This is a genomic window from Rhizobium sp. T1470, from assembly GCF_042140505.1.
GTDB lineage: Bacteria > Pseudomonadota > Alphaproteobacteria > Rhizobiales > Rhizobiaceae > Rhizobium > Rhizobium favelukesii.
Window position 1 is genome coordinate 320650 of sequence record NZ_CP148091.1, and the last position, 22888, is coordinate 343537.

27 protein-coding genes, 1 other RNA gene and 1 pseudogene are annotated in these 22888 nt (G+C 60.7%); 12 read left to right on the forward strand and 17 right to left on the reverse strand.

Annotated elements, in window-relative coordinates; genetic code table 11:
* Positions 1 to 28: 28 nt before the first annotated feature.
* From WGT02_RS01515 to WGT02_RS01525, 3 genes and pseudogenes are all read right to left on the reverse strand, one after another.
* Complete coding sequence (locus WGT02_RS01515) at positions 29 to 814, reverse strand: cephalosporin hydroxylase family protein (RefSeq protein WP_082321159.1); 786 nt, start codon at positions 812 to 814, stop codon at positions 29 to 31.
* Positions 792 to 1862 (reverse strand): class I SAM-dependent methyltransferase, encoded by a 1071-nt coding sequence (locus WGT02_RS01520; protein WP_225039769.1) that lies wholly within the window; start codon positions 1860 to 1862, stop codon positions 792 to 794. The genes WGT02_RS01515 and WGT02_RS01520 overlap by 23 nt, the downstream gene beginning before the upstream one ends.
* A gap of 2 nt (positions 1863 to 1864) precedes the next feature.
* Positions 1865 to 2685, reverse strand: a pseudogene (locus WGT02_RS01525) (NAD-dependent epimerase/dehydratase family protein).
* Between the two features lie 125 nt (positions 2686 to 2810).
* On the opposite strand from WGT02_RS01525, the gene WGT02_RS01530 reads away from it, so the two are divergent.
* Together WGT02_RS01530 and WGT02_RS01535 are read left to right on the forward strand one after the other, a co-directional pair.
* Positions 2811 to 3341, forward strand: a complete 531-nt coding sequence (locus WGT02_RS01530) for a dTDP-4-dehydrorhamnose 3,5-epimerase family protein (protein WP_208249356.1) — start codon at positions 2811 to 2813, stop codon at positions 3339 to 3341.
* A 95-nt stretch (positions 3342 to 3436) separates the two neighbouring features.
* Positions 3437 to 3892, forward strand: a complete 456-nt coding sequence (locus WGT02_RS01535) for a GFA family protein (RefSeq protein WP_024316242.1) — start codon at positions 3437 to 3439, stop codon at positions 3890 to 3892.
* A gap of 65 nt (positions 3893 to 3957) precedes the next feature.
* Here the strand turns inward: WGT02_RS01535 and lepA are convergent, their stop codons facing one another.
* Complete coding sequence (gene lepA, locus WGT02_RS01540) at positions 3958 to 5790, reverse strand: translation elongation factor 4 (protein WP_024316243.1); 1833 nt, start codon at positions 5788 to 5790, stop codon at positions 3958 to 3960.
* Positions 5791 to 5932: 142 nt separating this feature from the next.
* On the opposite strand from lepA, the gene WGT02_RS01545 reads away from it, so the two are divergent.
* Positions 5933 to 6499: an XRE family transcriptional regulator gene (locus WGT02_RS01545; RefSeq protein WP_208249355.1), complete on the forward strand. Its 567-nt coding sequence runs from the start codon at positions 5933 to 5935 to the stop codon at positions 6497 to 6499.
* 22 nt (positions 6500 to 6521) lie between these two features.
* Entirely contained in the window at positions 6522 to 7040 is a 519-nt protein-coding gene (locus WGT02_RS01550) for a GNAT family N-acetyltransferase (RefSeq protein WP_024316245.1), read from the forward strand.
* A 9-nt stretch (positions 7041 to 7049) separates the two neighbouring features.
* Here WGT02_RS01550 and WGT02_RS01555 read toward each other — a convergent pair whose 3' ends face one another.
* Both WGT02_RS01555 and WGT02_RS01560 read right to left on the reverse strand, forming a co-directional pair.
* Positions 7050 to 7517 (reverse strand): group III truncated hemoglobin, encoded by a 468-nt coding sequence (locus tag WGT02_RS01555; protein WP_024316246.1) that lies wholly within the window; start codon positions 7515 to 7517, stop codon positions 7050 to 7052.
* Positions 7518 to 7611: 94 nt separating this feature from the next.
* Positions 7612 to 8319 carry an LssY C-terminal domain-containing protein gene (locus tag WGT02_RS01560; RefSeq protein WP_225039772.1) on the reverse strand — a complete coding sequence of 236 codons (708 nt, stop codon included), beginning with the start codon at positions 8317 to 8319 and terminating at the stop codon, positions 7612 to 7614.
* Between the two features lie 218 nt (positions 8320 to 8537).
* Here WGT02_RS01560 and recF point away from each other — a divergent pair, with 218 nt between their 5' ends.
* Genes recF through WGT02_RS01575 form a run of 3 tightly spaced genes read left to right on the forward strand, consistent with a single transcriptional unit; the run spans position 8538 to position 10953 of the window.
* Positions 8538 to 9662 carry a DNA replication/repair protein RecF gene (gene recF / locus WGT02_RS01565; RefSeq protein ID WP_208249354.1) on the forward strand — a complete coding sequence of 375 codons (1125 nt, stop codon included), beginning with the start codon at positions 8538 to 8540 and terminating at the stop codon, positions 9660 to 9662.
* Between the two features lie 47 nt (positions 9663 to 9709).
* Positions 9710 to 10483: a molybdopterin-synthase adenylyltransferase MoeB gene (locus WGT02_RS01570; protein ID WP_051166695.1), complete on the forward strand. Its 774-nt coding sequence runs from the start codon at positions 9710 to 9712 to the stop codon at positions 10481 to 10483.
* Positions 10480 to 10953 carry a GNAT family N-acetyltransferase gene (locus WGT02_RS01575; protein WP_024316249.1) on the forward strand — a complete coding sequence of 158 codons (474 nt, stop codon included), beginning with the start codon at positions 10480 to 10482 and terminating at the stop codon, positions 10951 to 10953. Before WGT02_RS01570 ends, WGT02_RS01575 begins: the two co-directional genes overlap by 4 nt.
* Here WGT02_RS01575 and WGT02_RS01580 read toward each other — a convergent pair.
* Entirely contained in the window at positions 10950 to 11951 is a 1002-nt protein-coding gene (locus WGT02_RS01580; RefSeq protein ID WP_024316250.1) for a D-glycerate dehydrogenase, read from the reverse strand. The two genes, WGT02_RS01575 and WGT02_RS01580, sit on opposite strands and share 4 nt — an antisense overlap.
* Before the next feature lie 181 nt (positions 11952 to 12132).
* Here WGT02_RS01580 and WGT02_RS01585 point away from each other — a divergent pair, with 181 nt between their 5' ends.
* A complete protein-coding gene (locus WGT02_RS01585; protein ID WP_208249353.1) occupies positions 12133 to 12672 on the forward strand; it encodes an SH3 domain-containing protein in 540 nt (179 codons plus the stop codon).
* On the opposite strand, the gene WGT02_RS01590 is transcribed toward WGT02_RS01585, so the two are convergent.
* The 4 genes from WGT02_RS01590 to WGT02_RS01605 all read right to left on the reverse strand — a co-directional run bounded on the left by WGT02_RS01590 (position 12665) and on the right by WGT02_RS01605 (position 15902).
* The gene (locus tag WGT02_RS01590) at positions 12665 to 13657 is read right to left on the reverse strand and encodes an adenosine kinase (RefSeq protein WP_024316252.1); all 993 of its coding nucleotides are present in this window, start codon (positions 13655 to 13657) and stop codon (positions 12665 to 12667) included. The genes WGT02_RS01585 and WGT02_RS01590 overlap by 8 nt on opposite strands.
* A 201-nt stretch (positions 13658 to 13858) precedes the next feature.
* The gene (locus tag WGT02_RS01595; RefSeq protein WP_225039775.1) at positions 13859 to 14410 is read right to left on the reverse strand and encodes a hypothetical protein; all 552 of its coding nucleotides are present in this window, start codon (positions 14408 to 14410) and stop codon (positions 13859 to 13861) included.
* 691 nt (positions 14411 to 15101) lie between these two features.
* Entirely contained in the window at positions 15102 to 15641 is a 540-nt protein-coding gene (locus WGT02_RS01600) for a hypothetical protein (RefSeq protein WP_024316254.1), read from the reverse strand.
* A gap of 51 nt (positions 15642 to 15692) precedes the next feature.
* A complete protein-coding gene (locus tag WGT02_RS01605; protein WP_024316255.1) occupies positions 15693 to 15902 on the reverse strand; it encodes a cold-shock protein in 210 nt (69 codons plus the stop codon).
* Between the two features lie 513 nt (positions 15903 to 16415).
* Between WGT02_RS01605 and WGT02_RS01610 the strand changes: the two genes are divergently transcribed.
* A complete protein-coding gene (locus WGT02_RS01610) occupies positions 16416 to 17363 on the forward strand; it encodes an AEC family transporter (RefSeq protein ID WP_208249352.1) in 948 nt (315 codons plus the stop codon).
* Between the two features lie 57 nt (positions 17364 to 17420).
* On the opposite strand, the gene WGT02_RS01615 is transcribed toward WGT02_RS01610, so the two are convergent.
* Positions 17421 to 17996, reverse strand: coding sequence for a cytochrome c family protein (locus tag WGT02_RS01615; protein WP_024316257.1), 576 nt, complete (start codon positions 17994 to 17996; stop codon positions 17421 to 17423).
* Between the two features lie 154 nt (positions 17997 to 18150).
* Between WGT02_RS01615 and WGT02_RS01620 the strand changes: the two genes are divergently transcribed.
* Positions 18151 to 18906 (forward strand): 3-deoxy-manno-octulosonate cytidylyltransferase, encoded by a 756-nt coding sequence (locus tag WGT02_RS01620; protein ID WP_024316258.1) that lies wholly within the window; start codon positions 18151 to 18153, stop codon positions 18904 to 18906.
* A gap of 10 nt (positions 18907 to 18916) precedes the next feature.
* Complete coding sequence (locus WGT02_RS01625) at positions 18917 to 19777, forward strand: prephenate dehydratase (RefSeq protein ID WP_208249351.1); 861 nt, start codon at positions 18917 to 18919, stop codon at positions 19775 to 19777.
* A gap of 39 nt (positions 19778 to 19816) precedes the next feature.
* On the opposite strand, the gene WGT02_RS01630 is transcribed toward WGT02_RS01625, so the two are convergent.
* The 5 genes from WGT02_RS01630 to WGT02_RS01650 all read right to left on the reverse strand — a co-directional run bounded on the left by WGT02_RS01630 (position 19817) and on the right by WGT02_RS01650 (position 22664).
* The gene (locus tag WGT02_RS01630; RefSeq protein WP_024316260.1) at positions 19817 to 20185 is read right to left on the reverse strand and encodes a VOC family protein; all 369 of its coding nucleotides are present in this window, start codon (positions 20183 to 20185) and stop codon (positions 19817 to 19819) included.
* 103 nt (positions 20186 to 20288) lie between these two features.
* On the reverse strand, positions 20289 to 20516 hold the full coding sequence (locus WGT02_RS01635; RefSeq protein ID WP_208249349.1) for a hypothetical protein: 228 nt from the start codon (positions 20514 to 20516) through the stop codon (positions 20289 to 20291).
* A gap of 69 nt (positions 20517 to 20585) precedes the next feature.
* Positions 20586 to 21269, reverse strand: a complete 684-nt coding sequence (locus tag WGT02_RS01640) for a YafY family protein (RefSeq protein WP_024316262.1) — start codon at positions 21267 to 21269, stop codon at positions 20586 to 20588.
* Between the two features lie 25 nt (positions 21270 to 21294).
* Positions 21295 to 22257 (reverse strand): NAD(+) diphosphatase, encoded by a 963-nt coding sequence (gene nudC, locus WGT02_RS01645; protein WP_208249347.1) that lies wholly within the window; start codon positions 22255 to 22257, stop codon positions 21295 to 21297.
* On the reverse strand, positions 22254 to 22664 hold the full coding sequence (locus WGT02_RS01650; protein ID WP_024316264.1) for an HIT domain-containing protein: 411 nt from the start codon (positions 22662 to 22664) through the stop codon (positions 22254 to 22256). Before WGT02_RS01650 ends, nudC begins: the two co-directional genes overlap by 4 nt.
* Positions 22665 to 22752: 88 nt before the next feature.
* Between WGT02_RS01650 and ffs the strand changes: the two genes are divergently transcribed.
* Positions 22753 to 22849, forward strand: an RNA gene (gene ffs / locus WGT02_RS01655) — signal recognition particle sRNA small type.
* Positions 22850 to 22888: the final 39 nt, after the last annotated feature.

The following is a 22888-nucleotide window of genomic DNA, read 5'->3' on the forward strand; positions in this document are numbered from 1 at the left end:
GGGCTAAGAACTCTGATTCCAGAGAGTTCTATCTGTGTCGCTTCAGAAAGCCGTCTGGTGCCACGGTGATCATAAGCTTTTGGTCGATCGATCGGTCGATCTCGAATTCGGGATGCGTTTCGAGATACTTCCACACAGCCGTTTTGGGGTTGTCACCCGGTCCCCACGACCGGTCAGGATAAGCCTCCGCGGGCATGTCTTCGATCAGGGTGTCGAAAACGACGCAATAGCTGCCGACCGAAGTCAGGGGCGCGTAGGCTTCAAGCTCGGCCAGTACATGATCGTGCGTGTGGTTGCTATCCAGGCACACCAGAACGCGTTTGAACGGCTTGGCGATCTGATGGACTTGATCGATGACGCCCCGATCTATACTCGACCCTTGAATCATCTGAATGCGCGACGCCATCGGGTGCGCTTCGATGGCGGCCCTGTTATGCGCCCGGATATCGATATCGATGCCGAGAACACGCCGATTCGAGGTGCGGGGGTCCAAGGTAACGCCAGCTTCCATCGCGTCTGCCATATCAAGGAGAGCAAGCATGGACGCGCTCAGGATCAGTGAGCCGCCATGCGCGATCCCTGTCTCAATGATCAGGTCCGGACGCGTCTCCCAGATGATCTCCTGCATGGCGACCATGTCCTGGGGGTACTGGATAATCGGGCGACCCATCCAGAAGTAGTTGTAGGAGTACTTCGGTTCGACGGACTTGCGCAGGAAATCGGAAGCGCTTCTTTTGAAGTCTTCGTTGCCTTGGATCGCGACAATACGGTCGGCCACTTCGCTCTTGAAATCAACCACGGTCAACCTCGACATAGTTGTAGGCGTTGTTCGACATTTTCTTGATCTCTTCAGAATAATTGCGGTTCATCACGTAGATATCGGAGCCTGGCGGCAGTTCCGGCAGAACCTCGCTCGGGGATTGAACTTTCAATCCAGTCAAAGGCAGGAACTTGCCTTGCTTTGAAGGATTGATGTCAATCACAGCCGTGACGGGACGGCCCTTTCGCTGTCTCAGAAGCGAAAATATGACGCCCTTCGAGGCACCACCCCAGACCACTGCCGTTTGCGTTTCGCCAGGGCTGATGCTTTCCAGCTTCGCGACGAAATCGTCGGGGATATTTACGCGGTCGTTCTGGTCAATCGTCGGATCACGCAATGTCGCCAGATCGGCGACAACGTAGAGGTACTGACCGCCGAAGATCCGACCGCTCGCGACAACCGTCCCGAACATTCGGTGGAAATCCGAAAGTCTGAAATAGTTGACGTGTTCGTAGAAGACGTCAAACCATGCCCGCTGCTCGCAGATCCAATCAAAACAGGGAACTTCGATATAGATGTGTCCACGCCCGCCGTTGGCTTCCTTCAGTTGCCCAAGGAATGCGACTGGGTCCGGAATGTGTTCCAGAACATGCCGGAGGATCAGGCCATCGCTTTCAATCCCGCTGCCAGGTTGGAAATACTCTTGGCGAATTCGGCGGTTTGTTCCCTCATAGGCAGGGTCGAAGCCGGTGATTTCGACACCGCGCTCTTCCAGCATCTCCAGGAAAAGCCCCTTGCCACAGCCAACCTCGACAAGGTTCTTCCGGCCCATGTTCGTCGTGATGATCGCAGCGACCTCGTCCAGATGGCGACGAAACATCGGACTGAGGCCCTGCTCGTTCTGGTAGGAGGTATCATAGATCATCAAATCGGGCTGAAACGCAGCATTGCGAACGAGACCCGTGCGGAGATCTTCCACCAAACATATGTCGCCTCGCGGCGAGGCCAGCGCGTCCTCCAAGGTGTCATACATTCGATTCTGAAAGATCGGCAGGCCCCGCTGCTCGTAAAGCACGCGGACATCCGTTGGTGCTGTATCCAAGACTATGGCACTCCCAAGACGAAGGGCGGATCGACAAGATTATCGGGCCGCGCTCCAAAGTTTAAAAGATCTCGTCGACCATACTGATCGGCGATTCGCTCTGCGAGCTCCCGCACGGTCACAGGAACACCGGAGCAAACGTTGATAGCGCCCGTGGCTTTTCCGAAGGTGACCTCGCATATGCGAGCGGCTGCATCGCGGACGTCCATGAAGTCGCGAACCTGCCTTCCTTCGGTGAGATCGGCCCGTTGCCCCGCTTCCAGCGATTTCCGAAGATACGGCACGAAGCGACGCTCATCTTCGCCTTCGCCATAGAGATAGAAAAGTCGGCACCACGCAAACTCCACGCTTTGCGCCGGCAACCACTGCGACAGGGCGATGAAGGCCGCTGCTTTGGCCGCTGCGTAGGGGTAAGGGGCTTCAATGGGGTTTCTATTGAGAGCTTTCCGAAGCTGACGTCGTATTCGAAGCACGTGCCGACCCCGACAAAGCGGCGTACGCTTACCGTTGCTGCAGCCTTCGCCATCGTCAGCGTGCCGGTGAGGCAGTCCAGATTTTCCGGCGCCGTCAAATATTTTCCAGGTTCCGCGTACCACGCCAGGTGGACGATTGTATCGATCCCGCTAAGAGCATCAGCCCACCAGGTTTCGCTCTCGGAAAAAGGCGAAGGGCTCTCTACAACCTCAATCGCTGCGACGGTCTGCACCTTTTCGACTGCATTCGGCCGAAGGACTGCACGCACATCGGCTCCCTGTGCTACAAGTGCGCGCAGGAGGTGTCGGCCTACAAATCCGGAGGCTCCGGTGATAAGTACTTTGCCCAAATCAGTGCTCTCGAACAGTGGTTGCTAATGAGCCCTTTTTCAATGTCAGGTCAAGTTTGCGTCGACCGAAACAAGTCGATAAAGCGTTCCGCCGGGCTATCTTGAAAACATTCCGATCGAGTTCCATGTCCCGTTTCACCCGCATCCCCACTGCCCTCAGCAACCTCCTCGTCATCGAGCGTCAGCGGCTTGGCGATGAGCGCGGCTTCTTCTCACGCTTCTTCTGCACCGAGGAGCTTGCCGATTTCGGCATCGGCCGCATCGCGCAGATCAATCACACGATGACACAGGCAAAGGGGGCCATTCGCGGCATGCATTTCCAACGGCCCCCGGATGACGAAGCGAAGTTCGTTTCCTGTCTCGCCGGAGCCGTCTTCGACGTCGCCGTCGATCTCAGGCCGCAGTCGTCAACCTATCTCAGGTGGCATGGTGAGGTTCTTTCCGCCGAGAATGCGCGTTCGGTGATGATCCCGCCAGGCTTCGCCCATGGCTTCCAGACGCTGACGGAAAACTGCGAATTGATCTATCTGCACGACAAGCCTTACGCGCCCGGAGCCGAAGGCGGAGTCAACGCGCTCGATCCCAGGATCTCGATCGCCTGGCCGCTGCCCGTCGCGCAGATGTCAGAGCGAGATCGTAACTTCCCGATGCTCTAAGGCCACGCCGCCGCCGGCTTGTGTGCGGTCGGAAGCCGGCGGTTTGACGGCGCGCCGCCCTCCACTAGATTGAGCATGATGAAAGGGAGGCCGTGATGACCGAAGTAGATCTGCCTTGGGAGGGTGGCTGCCGATGCGGACGTGTGCGATTGAAGATCAACGCCAAGCCGCTGCTGACCATGGCCTGCCATTGCACGGGCTGCCAGAAGATGTCGTCGAGCGCCTATTCGCTGAGTGCCGCCATTCCAGCGGAAGGCTTCGAGATCACCGAGGGGGAGCCGGTGATCGGCGGTCTGCACGGTGCTGAGGCGCACCACTATTTTTGCGGCCACTGCATGACCTGGATGTTCACACGGTCCGAGGGGATGGACTGGTTCGTCAATTTGCGTCCGACGATGTTGGACGATCCGCGCTGGTTCCGGCCATTCATCGAGACCTGGACGCGCGAGAAGCTGCCCTTCGCAGAGACCGGCGCAGCCCGCAGCTATGAGGCGCTGCCGGAGATGGACGCCTATGAAGGGCTGGTGAAGGAATATATGGCCTGCAGCTGAAGCAGAGCGGTATCCAGATAGCAGCCCGGCCATGCGTCGCGTGCCGGCCGGGCCAAAATGATGCTTTACTCGTCGCCCATCTTGAGTGCGGCGATGAAGGCTTCCTGCGGAATCTCCACCTTGCCGAACTGGCGCATGCGTTTCTTGCCTTCCTTCTGCTTGTCCAGAAGTTTGCGCTTACGGGTGGCGTCGCCGCCGTAGCACTTCGCCGTTACGTCCTTGCGCAGTGCCGAGATGGTCTCGCGGGCAATGACGTTGCCGCCGATCGCGGCCTGGATCGGGATCTTGAACATGTGCTTCGGGATTAGTTCCTTCAACCGCTCGCACATGTCGCGGCCACGCTTCTCGGCGGCGGCGCGGTGTACCAGCATCGACAGCGCATCGACCGGCTCGCCATTGACGAGGATCGACATTTTCACAAGGTTGCCGGCGCGGTAGCCTTCGAGGTGATAGTCGAAGGAGGCGTAACCCTTCGAAATTGACTTCAGCCGGTCATAGAAATCGAAGACGACTTCGTTCAGTGGCAGTTCGTAGGTCACCATCGCGCGGGTACCGACATAGGTGAGTTCGGTCTGGATACCGCGGCGGTCCTGGCAGAGCTTGAGGATGCCGCCGAGATAGTCGTCCGGGGTCATGATCGTCGCCTTGATCCAGGGCTCGCGGATCTCGTCGATCTTGACGACATCGGGCATATCGGCCGGGTTGTGCAGTTCGCGCTCGCTACCGTCAGTCATCGTCAGCTGGTAGACGACCGAAGGCGCCGTCGCGATCAGATCGAGGTTGAATTCACGCTCCAGACGCTCCTGGATGATTTCGAGATGCAGCAGCCCGAGGAAGCCGCAGCGGAAGCCGAAGCCGAGGGCGGCTGACGATTCCATCTCGAAGGAGAAGGAGGCGTCATTTAGGCGGAGCTTGCCCATCGCAGCGCGCAGATCTTCAAAATCGGCCGCGTCGACCGGGAAGAGGCCGCAGAAAACCACCGGCTGCGCCGGCTTGAAGCCGGGAAGGGCCTGCGCCGTCGGGCGCTTGTCCTCGGTGATCGTATCGCCGACGCGGGTATCGGCGACTTCCTTGATCGAAGCGGTGATGAAGCCGATCTCGCCGGGGCCGAGGCTGTCGGCATTGACCATCTTCGGCGTCAGCACGCCAACGCGCTCCACCTGGTACTTGGCGTCCGTACCCATCATGCGGATCGTCTGACCCTTGGTCAGCACGCCGTCGATGACGCGCACAAGAACCATGACGCCAAGATAGGTGTCGTACCAGCTATCGACGAGCAATGCCTTCAGCGGTGCCTTTTCACCGCCCGGGCTCTTCGGCGCCGGCAGCCTCTGCACGATCGCTTCCAGAACATCGGGAATGCCGAGGCCGGTCTTCGCCGAAATCAGCACCGCTTCGGACGCATCGATGCCGATCACTTCCTCGATCTGTTCCTTGATGCGGTCGGGCTCGGCCGCCGGTAGGTCGATCTTGTTGAGAACGGTGACCAGCTCGTGGTTGTTGTCGATCGCCTGGTAGACATTGGCAAGCGTCTGAGCCTCGACGCCTTGGCTGGCGTCAACGACGAGCAGCGAACCTTCGCAGGCCGAGAGCGAGCGTGAGACTTCATAGGCGAAGTCGACGTGCCCGGGCGTGTCGATCAGGTTCAGGATATAGGTCTCGCCGTCCTTGGCCATGTAGTGCAGGCGCACCGTCTGGGCCTTGATGGTGATGCCCCGCTCGCGCTCGATATCCATGTTGTCAAGCACCTGCTCGGACATCTCGCGCTCGGCCAGCCCGCCGGTCGATTGGATCAGGCGGTCAGCAAGCGTCGATTTGCCGTGGTCGATGTGGGCCACGATCGAGAAGTTGCGGATATGGGAAAGCGGAGTCGTTGGATTGGTGCTCATGCGCGCCATATAGCAGCGCCGCCCCTTGCCGCAAAGCGGAAAAGCAGGGATTCGTTTACGATAAATCGCTGTTTCGTAGGCCTAAACATAGCGCTTGATTCCATCACCAGAGTGTGCATTTTCTATTATAGTGGAATTATTGGATCGGATGATGGAACAGGAACTGGAAACGGCGATTGGCCTTCGCATCCGCAAGCTCCGGATCGAGAAGAATTTGACGCTGGATGATCTTGCCAACGCCTCCGGCGTCAGCCGGGCTATGATTTCGCGGATCGAGCGTGGCGAAGCGAGCCCGACGGCGTCGCTGCTTGCCAGGGTTTGTGCAGCGCTCGGCCTGTCGCTCTCGGCCTTCTTTGCCGAGGAGGGCGAGGTCTCGCCGCTGTCGCGCCGGCACGATCAGCAGGTCTGGCGGGATCCGGAGACGGGTTACATGCGCCGCTCCGTCTCACCGCCCGGAACCGTCTCGGATGTCGATATCGTCGACGTCGAATTCCCGGCCGGTGCCCGCGTCAGTTTCCCTCCGCATGCGGCAAGCAACGGCATGACCCAGCATATCTGGCTTTTCGACGGCGAGATGGAAATGACGACGGGCGACACGGTCCACCGACTCCTGCCGGGTGACTGCTTGTTCATGCCCGTCAGCGAGGGTCACGTTTTTCACAACCCCGGCAACATACCCGCTCGCTACTGCGTCGTGCTCGACCGCCGCGGGCGCTAATTCACTTCAGGAGAGAATGATGATAGCCACGATCCGCCTTCTCGACGCGGCAGAAGCCCGCGCGGCAATTCCCGACCTTTGCGAGGTGCTGACCGATTGCGTGAATGGCGGCGCATCGGTCGGCTTCATGCAGCCCTATGGCAATGCCGATGCCGCGCCTTACTGGTACGTCGTCGCCGATGCCGTCGCATCTGGCGCAACGCTGCTTCTCGTGGCCGAGATTGACGGTCGGGCCGTCGGCACAGTGCAGGTCGGTGCGGCGCAGATGCCGAACCAGCCGCATCGCGGCGATCTGAAGAAGTTGCTGGTGCATCGCTCGGCTCGCGGCAAGGGGCTAGCGCGGTTGCTGATGGATGCCGCCGAGCGCGAAGCTGCCGCCCGCGGCAAGATGATCCTGGTGCTCGACACGGCAACCGGCAGCGACGCCGAGGCGATCTATCCACGGCTTGGCTGGGAGCGGGTCGGTGTGATCCCGGACTACGCGCTGTGGCCGGAAGGCGGCCTCTGCGACACCACGCTTTTCTACAAGCGGGTTGCTTGATGAAATAGCTTAGGCCGGCTTGCGCATCGGATCGTCGAGCGCCGGATTGTAGAAGAGCGACAGCGTCAGGCTCGTGGCAATGCGTTCGGCGGTCGCCATGAACCAAGCCTTGGCTTCCGGGTTCGGGGCGATGTCACTGAGCGTCTCCGAAAACAGCGCCAGCCATTGCGGGAAGAGATCGGGCGACATGTTCGCGACGCCTGTATGCGCCTGTACCGGCTTTCCGCCATAGGCGCCGCTGCGGAAGGCGACTGATGACCAGAAGCTCTTCATCTTCTGCATATGCTCGGGCCAGCGGCCGGAGAGCCGGGCGTCGAACACCGGTCCGAGCGCCGGATGCTGGAGCACGCGACCGTAGAACGTCTCGACCAGTCGATCGATGAACGCCTCGTCGATCCCCATCGCCTTCATTTCGGCTTCAGCGCGCTCGCGAATGGCGGCCACATGCACCGCGCGGCCCTGTATTTCCGTATCCATCGTCAACTCCGGCACGTCGCAATCCGCGACCGTTCTCATATAGGCCGTCAACGCCGCAAGATGAAGCCGCTGCGACGCAGGGCAGCATTGCGCCTCAATAATCGCTTCTGTTTTCGCTTCTGGCGTTATCGACCATCCTCTCGCGATAGATGTCACCCTGTCGGGCCTTCAGTCGCCACGGCCGGGCCTTCTGCAGCGGAATGTCATAGACTGGGTCGTCGCGATCTAGCACCGCGGTTGCCAGGCTTGGTTCGGGTACCGCCGGACATTGCGTCACCCAGTTTCCATCCGGGCCGATAATGCCGGCCGGCCCCTTTGTGGCCTTCTGCACCGGCGTTGCAGCGCCGATCCAGATGCAGTTCAATCCCGCATGCGGACGCCCGTCCGCACCGGCGCTCCTAGTTAGCCAAAAACGTACATGGTGGCGCTCGTCGGCGCTCTTGCCCACTGCCCTTTCAAACGCCAGATCCTGCTTGCGCCCCTCAAACAGCAGGGCGCTCACCGGAGCGTCGAGGTCGGGTCGATCGAGCACGACGCTCAAGCCGATTTCGGCCGACGTACGTAGCGTAATCTTGTCGGCTGGATCCCATCCGGCCGATGCGAATGCCCGGAGCACGTCCTCCTTCGAGCCCACAAGCCCAACATTGATCGGGTCGCCAGGAATGTCCTGTTCGGTGGTTGTGACCATTGGGCCAAATTCCCCAATGCGGCCGGCGTCGCGATGAATCCATATTTCCGGAATGAAGAAATAAGCGACGAGCAGATACGCAACCAACATGGCCGCCACACCGCCTATCGCCATCCGTGTTTTCGTCAAGCGTCGCACCCTACTCGCCCCCCGGTCTCGGCTGTATCATACGATCCTGCTGTGATCGGCGCCAGCTTCCGCCGTTTCTATCGCGTCGATGGCAAGTCGAGGTGTACGCCCATGTGCGTCCTCGGTGTCCGTATCGCGCCTCTCACCCTTGCCATCCGCCCTCGTTGCGCTTAGCTCTCGGGCACCACGAATCCGGATCTCGTATGCCGCACAAGGTCTCCCTGTCCCGTCTAAAGCTGACCGACTTTCGCAACTACGCGTCAGTCTCGCTGTCGCTCGACGGCCGGCATGTGGTGTTGACAGGAGACAATGGTGCCGGCAAGACCAATCTGATGGAAGCCGTTTCCCTGCTGTCGCCGGGCCGCGGTTTGCGCCGCGCCACATATGGCGATATCACTCGCGTCGGTGCGAGCGGCGGGTTTGCGATCTTCGCTGAACTCGACGGAATGGAGGGCGAGGTGGAGATCGGCACCGGCGTCGACACCACCGATGACAGTGCCTCTCGGCGTTTGCGCATCAATGCCACGCCGGCGAAATCGGCCGATGAACTGACCGATCATCTGCGCCTCCTGTGGCTGACGCCGTCGATGGATGGCCTCTTCACCGGTGGCTCGTCCGAGCGCCGTCGTTTTCTCGACCGGCTCGTGCTCTCGCTTGATCCGGCTCATGGTCGCCGCGCCAGCGATTTCGAGCGCGCCATGCGCGGTCGCAACAAGCTGCTCGACGAGCGCCGCTTCGATCCCGCTTGGCTTTCCGGCATCGAGCAGCAGATGGCGAGCCTTGGCATTGCCATGGCAATGGCGCGCCAGGAAATGCTCGGCCTCCTCGCCCGGCTCATCGAGGAAACGCACGATACCTCGCCATTTCCGGCTGCCGCGCTCGAACTCGCTGGCTTTATCGACGGCCAGTTCTCGCGCCCCGCTGTCGATCTCGAGGACGAGTACGCCGCCATGCTTGCCGAAAGCCGTTATCGCGATGCCGCGGCCGGCCGTACGCTCGTCGGTCCGCATCGCGCCGATCTCATCGTCCGCCACCGGCAAAAGCAGATGGAAGCAGCGCGCTGTTCGACGGGCGAGCAGAAGGCGTTGCTGGTCGGACTGATCCTTGCCCATGCCCGGCTGGTCGCCAATCTCACCGGCCACGCGCCGATCCTGCTGCTCGATGAGATTGCCGCGCATCTTGACGAAGGCAGGCGTGCCGCCCTTTTCGACCTCATCGACGCGCTGGGCGGTCAGGCCTTCATGACGGGTACGGACCGCGCCATGTTCTGCGCGCTCGGTGAGCGCGCGCAATTCTTCACCGTTGCCGACGGAAAGGTTTTCGAGTGAGCGATGCCGCTTCCCCCACAACCAAAGGCCGTGGTAGCATCGCGCCCATGGAACCACTGAGCCCGGAAGAAATCGCGCGATATCAGCGTCATATCCTGCTTCCCGAGATCGGCGGTGCAGGCCAGCAGAAGCTGAAGGCCGCGCATGTGCTGGTGATCGGGGCCGGCGGGCTGGGCGCGCCGGTCCTGCAATATCTCGCGGCCGCGGGCGTCGGCACGCTCGGCATTGCCGATGACGACCGCGTTTCGCTTTCCAACCTGCAGCGGCAGGTGATTCACGATTCCGGCACGATCGGCGAGCTGAAGACGGGAAGTGCAGCCTTTGCAATCGCCAGATTGAACCCGCACGTCAATGTGATTCGCTTCGAGGAACGCTTTTCGCCGGACTCGGCCCGCCGTCACCTCTCAGGCTTCGACCTCCTGATCGATGGCTCCGACAATTTCGATACCCGCTATACCGCAGCCGATGCCGCCGAGACGGCGCAAATCCCGTTGGTGACGGGCGCCGTCGGCCGCTTCGATGGCTCCGTCACAGTGCTGAAGCCCTACGAGACGGCGGAAGATGGCACACCGAACCCGACCTATCGCGATCTCTTTCCCGAGAAGCCGCCGGCTGGCCTGATCCCGGCCTGTGCGGAAACCGGCATCATTGGTGCGCTGACCGGCGTGATCGGCACGCTGATGGCGATGGAAGCGATCAAACTGATCACCGGCACCGGTGAACCGCTAATCGGCCGACTGCTGCTCTACGATGCGCTTGCCGCCCGCTTCGATACGATTCGCTACAAGCGACGGCGCCAAAGGCAAAGCCACGCGTCATGAAGATCGTTCGCATCGATGAAGGTTTTCAGCGGTGGGACGAGCTGCTGGCGCTGATCCTGTCGTCCTTCGCCTATATGAACGACCGCATCGATCCACCATCTTCGGCCCTGAAACTGACGCTGCCAAGCCTTGCCGACAAGGCGCGTTTAGAAATCGTTTATGCGGCTACGGAAGGCGAAGTCCTGCGCGGCTGCGTCTTCCTGCGGCCGGAGAATGACTGCCTTTATATCGGCAAGCTGGCGATTTCCCCGGATGCTCAGGGTCGGGGGATCGGCCGCCAGCTCCTGGCGGTTGCGGAAGAGGTGGCGCGGTCTCGCGCGCTAGCGTCGCTGAGGCTCGAGACGCGCGTCGAGCTCGTCGAAAACCATCGCGTCTTCGTGCGCTGGGGATTCGAGAAGACCGCCGAAAACACGCATCCGGGCTTCACACGCACGACGTCGATCGAGATGCGCAAGCCGGTCTCGGTTTAGCGGCCGGGCAGCACGCGGTTCGGCGGGCGATGTCCGTCGATGAATGTGCGGATGTTGATGATCACCTTGTCGCCCATGTCGATACGGCCTTCGATCGTCGCCGAACTCATGTGCGGCAGAAGTACGACCTTACCTTCGTTGGCGAGCTTGACGAGCTTCGGATTGACCGCCGGCTCATTCTCGAAGACGTCGAGACCAGCGCCCGCCAGCTTGCCCTCCCGCAGGCTCTTGATCAGCGCGGCCTCGTCGACCACGTCGCCGCGGGCGGTGTTGACGAGGTAGGCGGTCGGCTGCAGCAGCGCGAGACGGCGGGCCGAAAGCAGATGGAAGGTCGCCGGCGTCGACGGGCAGTTGACCGAAACGATGTCGACACGAGCGAGCATCTGGTCGAGGCTCTCCCAATAGGTCGCCTCCAGCTCGTCTTCGGTCGCCGGGTTCACCCGCTTGCGGTTGTGGTAGTGGATCGAGAGGCCAAAGGCCTTGGCGCGGCGGGCGACGGCGGTGCCGATCCGGCCCATGCCGACGATACCGATGCGTTTGCCGTGGATGCGCCGCCCGAGCATCCAGGTCGGTGACCATCCGGCCCACTCACCCGGTTGATCGGTCAGCACGCGCGCACCTTCCCCCAGCCGGCGCGGCACGGCGAGGATCAGCGCCATGGTCATGTCAGCAGTGTCCTCGGTCAGCACATTCGGCGTGTTCGTGACGGTGATGCCCTTGCGGGCCGCAGCCTCCACGTCGATGTGGTCGGTGCCGTTCGAGAAGCTGGCGATCAGCTTCAGCTGCGGCCCGGCCTCCTCGATCAGGGCTGCGTCGATCCGGTCGGTGACCGTCGGAACCAACACGTCGGCGCTTTTGACGGCGGCAATCAGCTCGGCTTTGGAGCGTGGCATATCGTCGATATTCAGTTCCGCATCGAAGAGTTCGCGCATGCGCGTCTCGACCGCGTCGGGCAGCTTCCGCGTGATGTAGACCTTCGGTTTTTTCTTCGTCGTCATGTGCGCCGGCGCTAACTTGTTCAGAGGTCCTTAACCAAGACGCGGGATAATTTTCCCGTTCCGGGCAATTTCTACCAGACCCGCACGCGAAGACAAACAAAACTCGTCCAGCGTGCGCAGGAATGTCAAATTCCCGGAATCAGGCAGCAGTCCTGCCCTCATCTGAGCAAACGGAAGTCCCATGCATAGCAAAGTCCTGAAATCTTGCCTCGCCCTTGCGATCGGTTTCGTGCTTTCGGCGGGAACGGCCGAAATGGCCTCCGCGCAGGCGGCAAAGGGACCGAGCGGCCTGCCGCTGCCGCGTTTCGTCACGCTGAAGTCCAAGCGCGTCAACCTGCGCATCGGCCCGGGCACGGACTATGCGGCCTCTTGGATGTATCTGAAGGCCGGCCTGCCCGTCGAGATCATCCAGGAATACGACAACTGGCGCCAGATTCGCGATGCCGACGGCACCGAGGGCTGGGTCAACCAATCGCTGCTGTCAGGCTCGCGTGCGGCGATCGCTGCCCCGTGGATGAAGGGCAAGGGCAAGTCCGTCTATGTCAACATGCGCCGTGATGCCCTGCCCTCGGCAAGCATTATTGCCAAGCTGGAGCCCGGCGTCATGATGAACATCGGTGAATGCAATGGCGATTGGTGCTTCGCCAAGAGCGACGGCGCCGAAGGTTGGGTGGCGCAGTCGGAAATCTGGGGCGCGTATCCAGGCGAGGCCTTTAAATAAGCCCAGCCTGCTTGCCGGCTTCAGCCAGCGACTTCATCGGCCGCGGGCCGATTTGCTGGATCACGATGCCGGCCGCGAGGCAGCCAAGCTTGCCGCAATCTTCCAATGTCCGGCCCTGCGTATAGCCGTAGAGGAAGCCGGATGCGAAGAGATCGCCGGCGCCCGTCGTATCGACCAGCTCCCTGATCTTGATGGCATCGACGTAGAAGCGTTCCGTGTCTTTCAGGATCACGGCGCCGTCCTCGCTCATCGTCACGGCTGCGATCTTGCAGTCCTTGGCAATGCTGTTGAGCGCCGCCTCGAAGTCGTCGGTTTCATAGAGCGCCAGCACTTCCTGGCGATTGGCGAAGACGATATCGACAGTGCCGGAGCGCATCAGATCGAGGAATTCGCCGCGGTAGCGGTCGACGCAGAAGCTGTCGGAGAGCGTCATCGACATCTCGCGGCCGTTCTCGTGGGCGATACGGGCGCATTCGCGGATCGCTTCCTTGGCGCGCGGCGGATCCCAGAGGTAGCCCTCGAAATAGGTGACCTTGGACTCGGCGACGACGTCGGCCTCGACGTCCTCGGGCCCGAGCTCGACGCAGGCGCCGAGATAAGTGTTCATCGAGCGTTCGCCGTCGTGGGTCACGAAGATCATTGAGCGCGCGGTTGGCGGGAACGTACCCTTCGGCTGCGTCTGATAGTGAACGCCCTGTGCGCGGATGTCATGGGCGAAGATCTCGCCGAGCTGATCTTCGGCGACCTTGCCGAAATAGGCGGCCTTGCCGCCGAAGCTCGCGACACCGGCTGCCGTATTACCGGCGCTGCCGCCGGAGGCTTCCACCGCCGGCCCCATGCGTGCATAGAGAAGTTCGGCGCGCTCAGCATCGATGAGGTTCATCGCCGCCTTGGTGATCTTATTGTCAATGAGGAACTGGTCGTCGCAACGCGCGATGATATCGACGATAGCGTTGCCGACAGTCAGAACATCGAATTTGGTCATGAAAGGGAAGGTCCCGGTTTTTGGTGATAGCCGGTGATCGGTCTTAGCGAATTTTCGCCGCATGGGAAGCGGAAATGCCGTTTGAGCCTATCTATGCCTTCGCAAAGTGCTCTGCTGCTGCGGATCAAATGCCACGAGGCGTTGGTCAAGACGGTGATGGTTCATCAAGCTGTGCTTCAAGCAACGGCCGCATAGATGAGGTCAGGTACGACAAGCCACTCGTTCTTGCGCAAAGGCGGACACATCGAGCCTGCCGCGTCGATCGCGGCGGGCAATGCCGACGAAACGATAGCGGCTGCCTCGAATGTCGACCACGCGAGCCGGGATCGGTCTGCCATCGATATGGCCGATAACCGGCCCGTCGCAACGGGAGCCGTTGAGGAAAAAATATTCGTGGGGGAGGTTCCTGCTCACCATCCTATTGCCTTTCGTCGTTTGGTCGTGCGCCCAGCGCAAGTTCATTGCGGACGCGCTTCCCATCGCGGTTGGCCTTCTCCAAAGGAACGTCGCTTTTTGATGGCAGCCTTGAAAAACACGGCGCGTTTTCTTGATCTCCGCGACAAATAGCTTCCTTTGAGAACGCATGTATGGGTTCTGGTGGTTGGCGAGACGGTCAGCTGAGTATGCAATCAACCTGACCGAGCGGTCCGAAATCGGCCGCCAAATGTTGACCAGGCAAGCCAAACGACGGCCCCCAGAGGATGTCCAAGAATTGCCGGCGAACACGGTGTCACCGAAAAGGAAGACGTTCACCTCGATATCTGCCAGGCGATCAAGATCAATCGCGTCTACGCAGGGTCCGCAGGGCGTGGCGACATGCGGCCCAAAGTCGACAATGGCCGCAATTGTTCCCGACAAAGCTCTGACCTGTGCGCCGGCCGAGGATGCCGATGGCGGGATGACAGCCCACTACGGCGCTCGCCACCGATGCCCGGTCAACCGCTTCGCCTGCCTCGGGGGAAAGGTCGCAAGTATGCTAAACACAAACTCGCATTGAGCACCGATGGCGCCCGGCGGCAGCCTGAATTGCTTTATTCCCATGATCAGGGCTGACGCCCGAATTTCGGAAACGACCGGCTTGGTCAAACCGAGGATGCGCCTGGATTCGCGACTGCCGACAAGTGCATAGCCTTTGCGCTCGAAGCCCCGAGCGAATCCTCGGCAATTGCCTGAATGCCGTATGCCTCGTCCTCCGAGGAGATTAGATCGAGCGGAAGATCGCACAGTTGCTCCCGTCTCCGGCACCGGGCGAGAACGTCAGCTGTCTTATCCTTGAGTTCGAAGTACATTGCTGTTCTCCGTGCCTTGGTTCCGCGGCGCTCGTGGCGCCTCGTCATAAGGATGGGGGAACGGTGATAGGCATTCCATATCGGACGCCGCGCTTCCGGCGTTAATATCTCATAGCGCCTAAAGGCGCGAGCCGACGGAGCGTCTCGTTTCGCGCCTAATGTTCGATCTGCTGCTCTGCCACGGCACTGGCGATAATCTGATCAGAACCCTTTGCGTAGAGCGGAAGCGTCAGGGTGATCGCTTCGCTGCGCCCGTTGATGCTGGCTGTATATCGCTTGTAGACGCGATCCTGCCCTTGCTCTTCACCTGCCGAGACTGCGTTCACCTTCTCGACCAATGCCTTTTCGAAGACGGCTGCGTCGACGTCGCCCAATGCCACCGTGCAGCCTTCGACGATCTTGCCTCCGACATTCGCCCGGGAGACCACCAGTGCTTGAAAGCTTTCGCTTTCGCCGCCACTGATAATCCACCCTTCCAGCGCTTCCGGGTTTTCCATCGGCGTGAAGGTCAGCGCCAGATCCTGTGCCATCGAAGGCCATTCGTCCGTTTTCGCACGCTCGGACGTGCGCTCGAAGTCTGGGCCGGAGGAAACGCAGCTATCGTAGAAGAACGCAAGCTTGGAGCTCGCGTCATCGGCGAACGACGGCCCGGCGGCCGCAAGCAGGAAGAGCCAGACAGCAAAGCTACGCTTCATATTGTCTCCGAGCGGCAAAGTCAGTGCGGCCTTTCGGCCGCACGGATCACTTCAAACCTGCCGCACATTGTCGGCAGAGGTTCTGCCGGTTCGTCGGTCCTGTGCGACTTCGAACGCTACATCCATGCCTTCCTTCACGGTGTCGATTCCGCCTCTTTGAGCGGCCGTGATGTGCAGAAAGATATCGGTACCTCCGTCATCCGGCGTGATGAACCCAAAGCCCTTGTCCTGGTTGAACCACTTGACTTTACCTGTTGGCAAAATTTACCCCCATGTTGGTCTCCCCAGCCGACATGGGACATCGCATGATTTTGGCGGCGGGCACAAGAGCCGTTGAAGGCAGGGGTGGGGCGGTGGCGCTGACAGCGCGAATCGCCAGTCCGCATTTTCACCGGCCCAAATGCCGGTGACGCTGGTACGATTCGAAACCACATGCGCCACAATCGGCCGCTTGCGGGTTGCCTCGGCTCTTCGCAAAAATGCCGTCCAGACGTCATCCCCGTGTCATTTTCCTGTCCTATAAACAACGTCAACGAGATTGGCATCAGCGGCTCGCGGGCCGCGCCCAATACAGAAGGGAATGATACCCTTCGACGATACCGGAGCGACGCTGACCACGGATGGACTGGCAGCATCGCAAGCCGGCTATCCGGCAAGACCGGATGCGGAAAAGCGGGCGAGGCCCGCTTTTTTTGTTTTTGTGTCGCGCATGTTTGTCATCCCGGCCGATTTGCTGCTACGCATGCATATTCCCTCGCAAGGCAGCCGCACTGAATGTCAGCCATCATCTTCGACGTCCTTCCCATCTTCATCATGATCCTTATCGGCTGGCTGACCGTGAAACTGCGGGTGATGAAGGCGGAGATCGGCGATGCGCTGAGCGAATTCGTCTTCAAGATCGCCGTGCCGCTCTTGTTGTTCCGTACGATCGCGGCGGCAGAGTTTCACGGGGCGTCGCCGTTCAGGCTCTGGATCGCCTACTTCTCCGGTGTTGCAGTGACCTGGATCGCCGCCCATATCGCCGCGACGCGCTTCTTCGGGCGCGATGATCGCATCGGCGTGCTCGCCGGCGTGTCGTCAGCCTTCGCCAACACCATCTTCATCGGCCTGCCGCTCGTGCAGCGAACGGTTGGCGACAAGGGGCTCGTGCCGCTCTCGATCCTGATTGCGGTCCATCTGCCTGTCATGATGATTATCGGTACCATCATGATGGAGCGCGCCGAACACAAGATCTCCGGCAAGCAGGAGCGGAGCATCGCCAAAGTGGCCCGCCAGATTGCCCAGAACCTCGTGCGAAACCCGCTGGTGATCGGCTTGGCCGGAGGCTCTGCCATGCATCTTCTCGGCCTCACGATGCCCGGGCCGGTGGAATCCATCGTCGATCAGATTGCCGGCGTCGCCGGACCGGTTGCGTTGATCTCGCTCGGCATGGCGCTCGAGAAATACGGGATATCCGGCAATGCTTGCATCGCAAGCGTCACCTCGGGCTTCAAGCTCCTGCTGTTGCCGGCCTGCGTCTGGACGGCCAGCCATCTGGTGGGGCTCGCCAGCGACTGGACGGCGGCCCTGGTGCTGATTTCGTCGGTTCCGACGGGCGTCAACGCCTGGCTGATCGCCAATCGTTTCGGCGTCGGCCACAGCCTGGCGGCATCGACGATCACGCTAACGACGGCACTCGGCGCCATCTCCGTGTCGTTCTGGGCCTTGCTGCTTGGCGTCTAGCGCAAAGAAAAAGCCCGGCGCAGGCCGGGCTTCTATTCTCTCAGCAAACGAGCACGCTTACTGCGTCGCGCTATCCGGTGCGTTCGGATCCGGAAGCGGAACCGGCGACTCGGCGAGGGTGTGAAGGTAGAGGATGACGTTGGCGCGGTCCGTGTCCTTCGGAAGACCTGCAAAGCCCATCGCCGTGCCCGCAACATATTTCTTCGGCGCTGCCAGGAAGTGGTTCAGATGATCGAAGGTCCACTTTTCGCTGCCGCCCTTGGAGAAGTCCTTCATGGCCGACGAATAGGCAAAGCCCTCGTGCGTGCCGATCGGACGATCGACGAGACCATAGAGGTTCGGGCCAACTTTGTTCGGCCCCCCCTTGGTCGCGTCATGACAGGCCTGACACTTCTTGAAGACAGCTTCGCCAGCCTTGGCGTCTGCCTTCGAAAGCAGCTGCGCGATCGGAACGGCTGCAGCCGGTGCGGCCTCGCCGCCACCAGAGGCGGGTGCCTCTTCGGCTACGATCGCGAAACCTTCCTTCTCCGGCTTCTCCGAATGAAAGATTCCCTCCGACGCGATGGAGACGGACATCAGAACGAAAACCGTCCCGAGCAGTGCCCCCACAGCCGTATTCACGTATGAATTCATCTGCAATGCTCCCCTTGCAGCCGGCAGACATAAAACCGGACCATCTTGAAATCGCGCGGAACCTATGTCTTTTGGCTATTCGTTGCAACAGTCTAAATGGGCTGCTGCGTGAGACTTTTTGACACCTTTCCGCCCGGATTAGAAGGCCCGAACAATGACCAGTCCAAATTTAGATCACGTGCTCGTGCTGATCCCGGCCCGCATGGCATCGACCCGTCTTCCGGGTAAGCCGCTTGCCGATATTTGCGGTCTGCCGATGATCGTGCAGGTGGCGTTGCGGGCGAAGGAAGCCGAGATTGGCCGCGTCGTCGTCGCCGTCGATGACCAGCGGGTCTTTGATGTCGTTGCCGAGGCGGGCTTCGAGGTCGTCATGACGAGCAAGGATCATCAGTCCGGTTCGGACCGCATTTACGAAGCGCTCAGGAAGGTGGATCCGGAAGGGCAGGCCAAGTTCATCGTCAACGTGCAGGGCGATCTGCCGACGATTGAACCGGAGACGGTTCGCGCCGCACTGCGCCCTCTGGAAGACCCGAGCGTCGATATCGCAACACTAACGATCGCAATCGATAACGAGGCGGACAAGACTGCACCGCATATCGTCAAGGTCGTCGGTTCACCGCTCTCCGAAAGCCGTCTGAAGGCTCTCTACTTCACGCGCGCGACGGCACCTTACGGCGATGGACCACTCTATCACCATATCGGCCTCTATGCTTATCGCCGGTCGGCCCTGGAGCGTTTCGTAACGCTTGGACCATCGGTCCTGGAAAAGCGCGAGTCGCTGGAGCAACTGCGTGCGCTGGAGGCCGGCATGCGCATCGATGTCGAGATCGTTGACACGGTTCCGCTCGGTGTCGATACTCCCGCCGACCTTGAGAAGGCGCGGCACATTCTCTCCGCTAGAACGAAGTGACGGATTTTCCATGAACATCAAGACCAACAGGATCGCCTTCCAGGGCGAGTTCGGCGCGAACTCCGACATGGCGTGCCGCGACATGTTTCCGACCATGGAACCGCTGCCATGCCAGACGTTCGAGGATGCCTTCGTGGCGGTCGAGAACGGCGATGCCGATATCGGGATGATCCCGATCGAGAACACGATCGCCGGTCGCGTCGCCGACATTCATCACCTGCTGCCGGAGTCCCGCCTTCACATCATCGGCGAATATTTCATGCCGATCCGCTTCCAGCTGATGGTGCTTCCTGGCGTGACAAAGGATGAGATCCGCACGGTTCACAGCCATATCCATGCACTTGGCCAGTGCCGCAAGATCGTGCGCTCGCACGGCTGGAAGCCGGTAATCGCCGGCGACACGGCAGGTGCTGCAAGGCTCGTCCAGGAGACCGGTGATCGCTCGATGGCCGCGCTGGCGCCGCGTCTTGCTGCGGATCTCTATGGTCTCGACATCGTGGCGGAGAACGTCGAGGACACCGAGGACAACGTCACCCGCTTCGTCGTCCTCTCGCGCGACGAGGAATGGGCGCATCGCAATTCCGATGAGGAGAAGCTCGTTACGACGTTTGTCTTCAACGTCCGAAACATTCCGGCCGCGCTCTACAAGGCGCTCGGCGGTTTTGCGACGAACACCATCAACATGACCAAACTGGAGAGCTATCAGCTCGGCGGCAAGTTTGTCGCAACGCAGTTCTATGCCGATATCGAGGGACATCCGAACGATCCGAACGTCCGGCGGGCACTGGAGGAACTTCGGTTTTTCTCCGAGAAGGTCCGTATTCTCGGCGTCTACAAGGGCCACCCGATGCGGGGGCAGTTGCAGAAATGAGAAGGGCGCCTCCGGGCGGGCGCTCTTTTCCGTTATAGCTTACTTATCCGGCTCACAGACACGCAAGCGATGGCCGTCCGGGTCGAGAACGACGAAGGTTGGACCGAAATCCATATCCGTCAGATCTTGCGCGATGGGTAGCTGGCGTTTGCGCCAGTCTTCGTAAAGCGTTGACACGCCGTTCTCGCCGGGAACCATGAAGGCGATCTCGGCGCGGCTACCGGTGGCAGAGGGCTGCGGCGCGACCTTGCTCAGCCGCCAGAGGCCGAGCGTGAAGCCGCCGTCGAGCGCGAAAGCGACGAAGTTCGGAGCTTCGGCCACCGGCTCGCGGCCAAGCAGCGATCGGTAGAAACCGGCGCTTTCGGCCGGGTCCTTGACGTAGAGAATGATGAGGTTCGGGCTGTTCATCGATGGTCCTCGTTGTGAGATGGTGGCAGGCGAAGAAACGCCGCTGCGCTCATCGGCAGCGGCGGCGGTCGTTTACGCGTCTTGGGAGTTGCGCTGTCGCGGTCTATCCTTCGTGGCAGGGGCGGCCCCAGTCCACGAAGCCGAGATCGCGTTTCATCGTCTCGGGCATGGTCTCTGGATCGAGGCGCGGATACTTGCTCCGTGCCATGTGGCGCGACGCGTTCAGCATCATCCGCAGGAGCGTGGATTGCGGGTATCCTGCATGAGCGGCGGTGTCCTCGACAGGATGATTGCCACGCGTCGATCGGGTGAGTCTCAGGCTCGTCATCATCGGTCCTCCTGTTGGATTGATACCGATAATAGCGCTAACCACTGTCAGTTTATGGCAGTAGCGTCGAAGTCAGGGTGCAATCTCTTGCTGGTCCCGCCATTCCTTGAGTAGCACTGCGCGCCGGCGCGGATAGCGCCCGTCCTGGGGGGTCATTTCGACGATCCGATCCGTGCGGAAGTGACGGTAATCCCGACGCAATTCGCACCAGGCAACAACAACGCGCACATGCTCGAAATAACTCAGTGCGAAAGGCCAGATATTGCGGACGGAGACGGTTCCACTTTCGTCCGAATAGGTGAGCTTGAGGATTCGTTCGCTGCGGATCGCCTTGCGAATGGCGCTGAGATCGGCCTTGTCGGCAACGGGCGGTCGCAGATGCACGAGCAGCGGCGATGTCTCGATTTCGTCGCGCATCTCTTGCGGCAGCACATCCGCGATCTTCGCCAGCGCGTCGGCGCCGGCGGCGGCAAGTCGCGGATCGGCGGCGCGCGCCACCCAGCGCGAACCGAGAACGAGCGCCTCGATTTCGTCTAGCGAGAACATCATCGGCGGCAGCATGAAGCCCGGCTTCAGTACATAGCCGAGGCCAGGCTCTCCTTCGATCAAAGCCCCTTGTGCCTGCAGGCTGGCGATATCGCGGTAAAGCGTGCGGATGCTGACGCCCGTCTCTGTTGCCAGCACCGCGCCGCTGACCGGCCGGCGATAGCGCCGCAGGGTTTGCAGCAGCGTCAAAAGGCGTTCGGAGCGTGCCATATCAGGGGCCTCGTTCTGTCAGGCCTTATTGCCTTTTCCACTCTACCCAATCGCGCATCAGTCGATGGGCGATCGCGCCCTTGGGTGGCGGGGCTTTGCCGGTCGCGCCGGGGCGTTCGAGCACCTCAAGCGTTTCTGCACGCGTGAACCAGCGGCAGTCCTCCAGCTCCTGGCTGTCGAACTTCACGTGCTCGGACCTGGCTTCGGCGTAGCAGCCGATCATCAGTGAATGCGGCATCGGCCAGGGTTGCGAGGCGTGGTAGCGGATCCTTCCCGTGTGGATTCCGGATTCCTCCAACGTCTCGCGCCGCACGGCGTTCTCGATCGTCTCACCCGGCTCGACGAAACCGGCGAGACAGGAATACATACCCGGCGCAAAATGCGGGCTGCGGCCGAGCAGGCAGAGATCGCGTTCCTCGTCGATCGTCAGCATGATGACGACGGGATCGGTGCGCGGGAAGATTTCGTGTCCGCAGGCCGAGCAGACGCGCTTGTACCCGCCGATATGGATTTCCATGGTCGAGCCGCAGCGGCCGCAGAACTTGTTGTCCCGGTTCCAACGGATGAGGCTTGCGCCCTGGGCGAACTCACCGAGAAGGACTTCATCAAGCAGCATCTCGCGAAATAGCGAGCGCCCGTCCGAGGGCTTGTATTGGCTAGCCAATTCCTCTTCCGCGACGCCGACGGGAACCGCAAGCCGGGGCTCGCCGGTCTTGCGATAGCCGAGCAGCACTGTTTCGTCCCAGTTCGGCTGCAGGTCTTTCAGTTCGTAACGGGCAAACAGCGGATCGAGCACCTGTCCGTCGTGCTTCAATACCAATTTGTCGCCCGCAAAAGCGAAGATATGCGTTCCTTCCTTCGCAAGTGCCTTGTCGACGGAAGTCTCGTCGCGATGTTCGGAATCGCGGATCAGGTCGTTGGCAGCGAAGGCAGTCAGGCTGCTGGGTTCCGGATGCGGAACATCCGAATCGAAAAGCGAACGGCTCATGATGAAAGGGCTTCCCGCAACTTCTCTATAAGGTCGTCTCTCTTATCCGCCGCATAGGGTTCAGCCTTGCCAAATCCCCAAACCGGATTTGGCCAATTGGCATCGCCTTCGAAGCGGGCAATGACATGAACATGCAGCTGACGGACGATGTTGCCAAGGGCCCCGATATTGATTTTTGCGGCGCCGGTGATCTTCTTCAGGGCGGAGGCGACCATCTCCGTCTCGAATGTCAGCAACACCTGATCGAGCGGGGTCAGTTCGAAGACTTCGGTGACATCCGTCCTGCGCGGTACGAGAATCAGCCACGGCCAACGGGCGTCCTTCGACAGCCTGAGATCGCAGAGCCCCGTCTGCATAACTCTGTCGCTATCGCTTTCCAACCGACGGTCGAGCTTGAAATCGTCCAACAGGCATTCGTCCATGTTTTCTTGAGGCTAGCAGTTTTTTTTAAGCTTGGCTTGCTTTTGATGGCGATATTGCCGATATGTGCATCCGGGAGGTTGGTGGTGGACGAGCCACTCGCCAACCGGGTCAGGTCCGGAAGGAAGCAGCCCTAACGAGCCCGGCACGGGTCATCGTGCCAGCCTCCCACCCTTCTCTCCATCCTTTGCCCGATGAGTCCGGGCGCTAA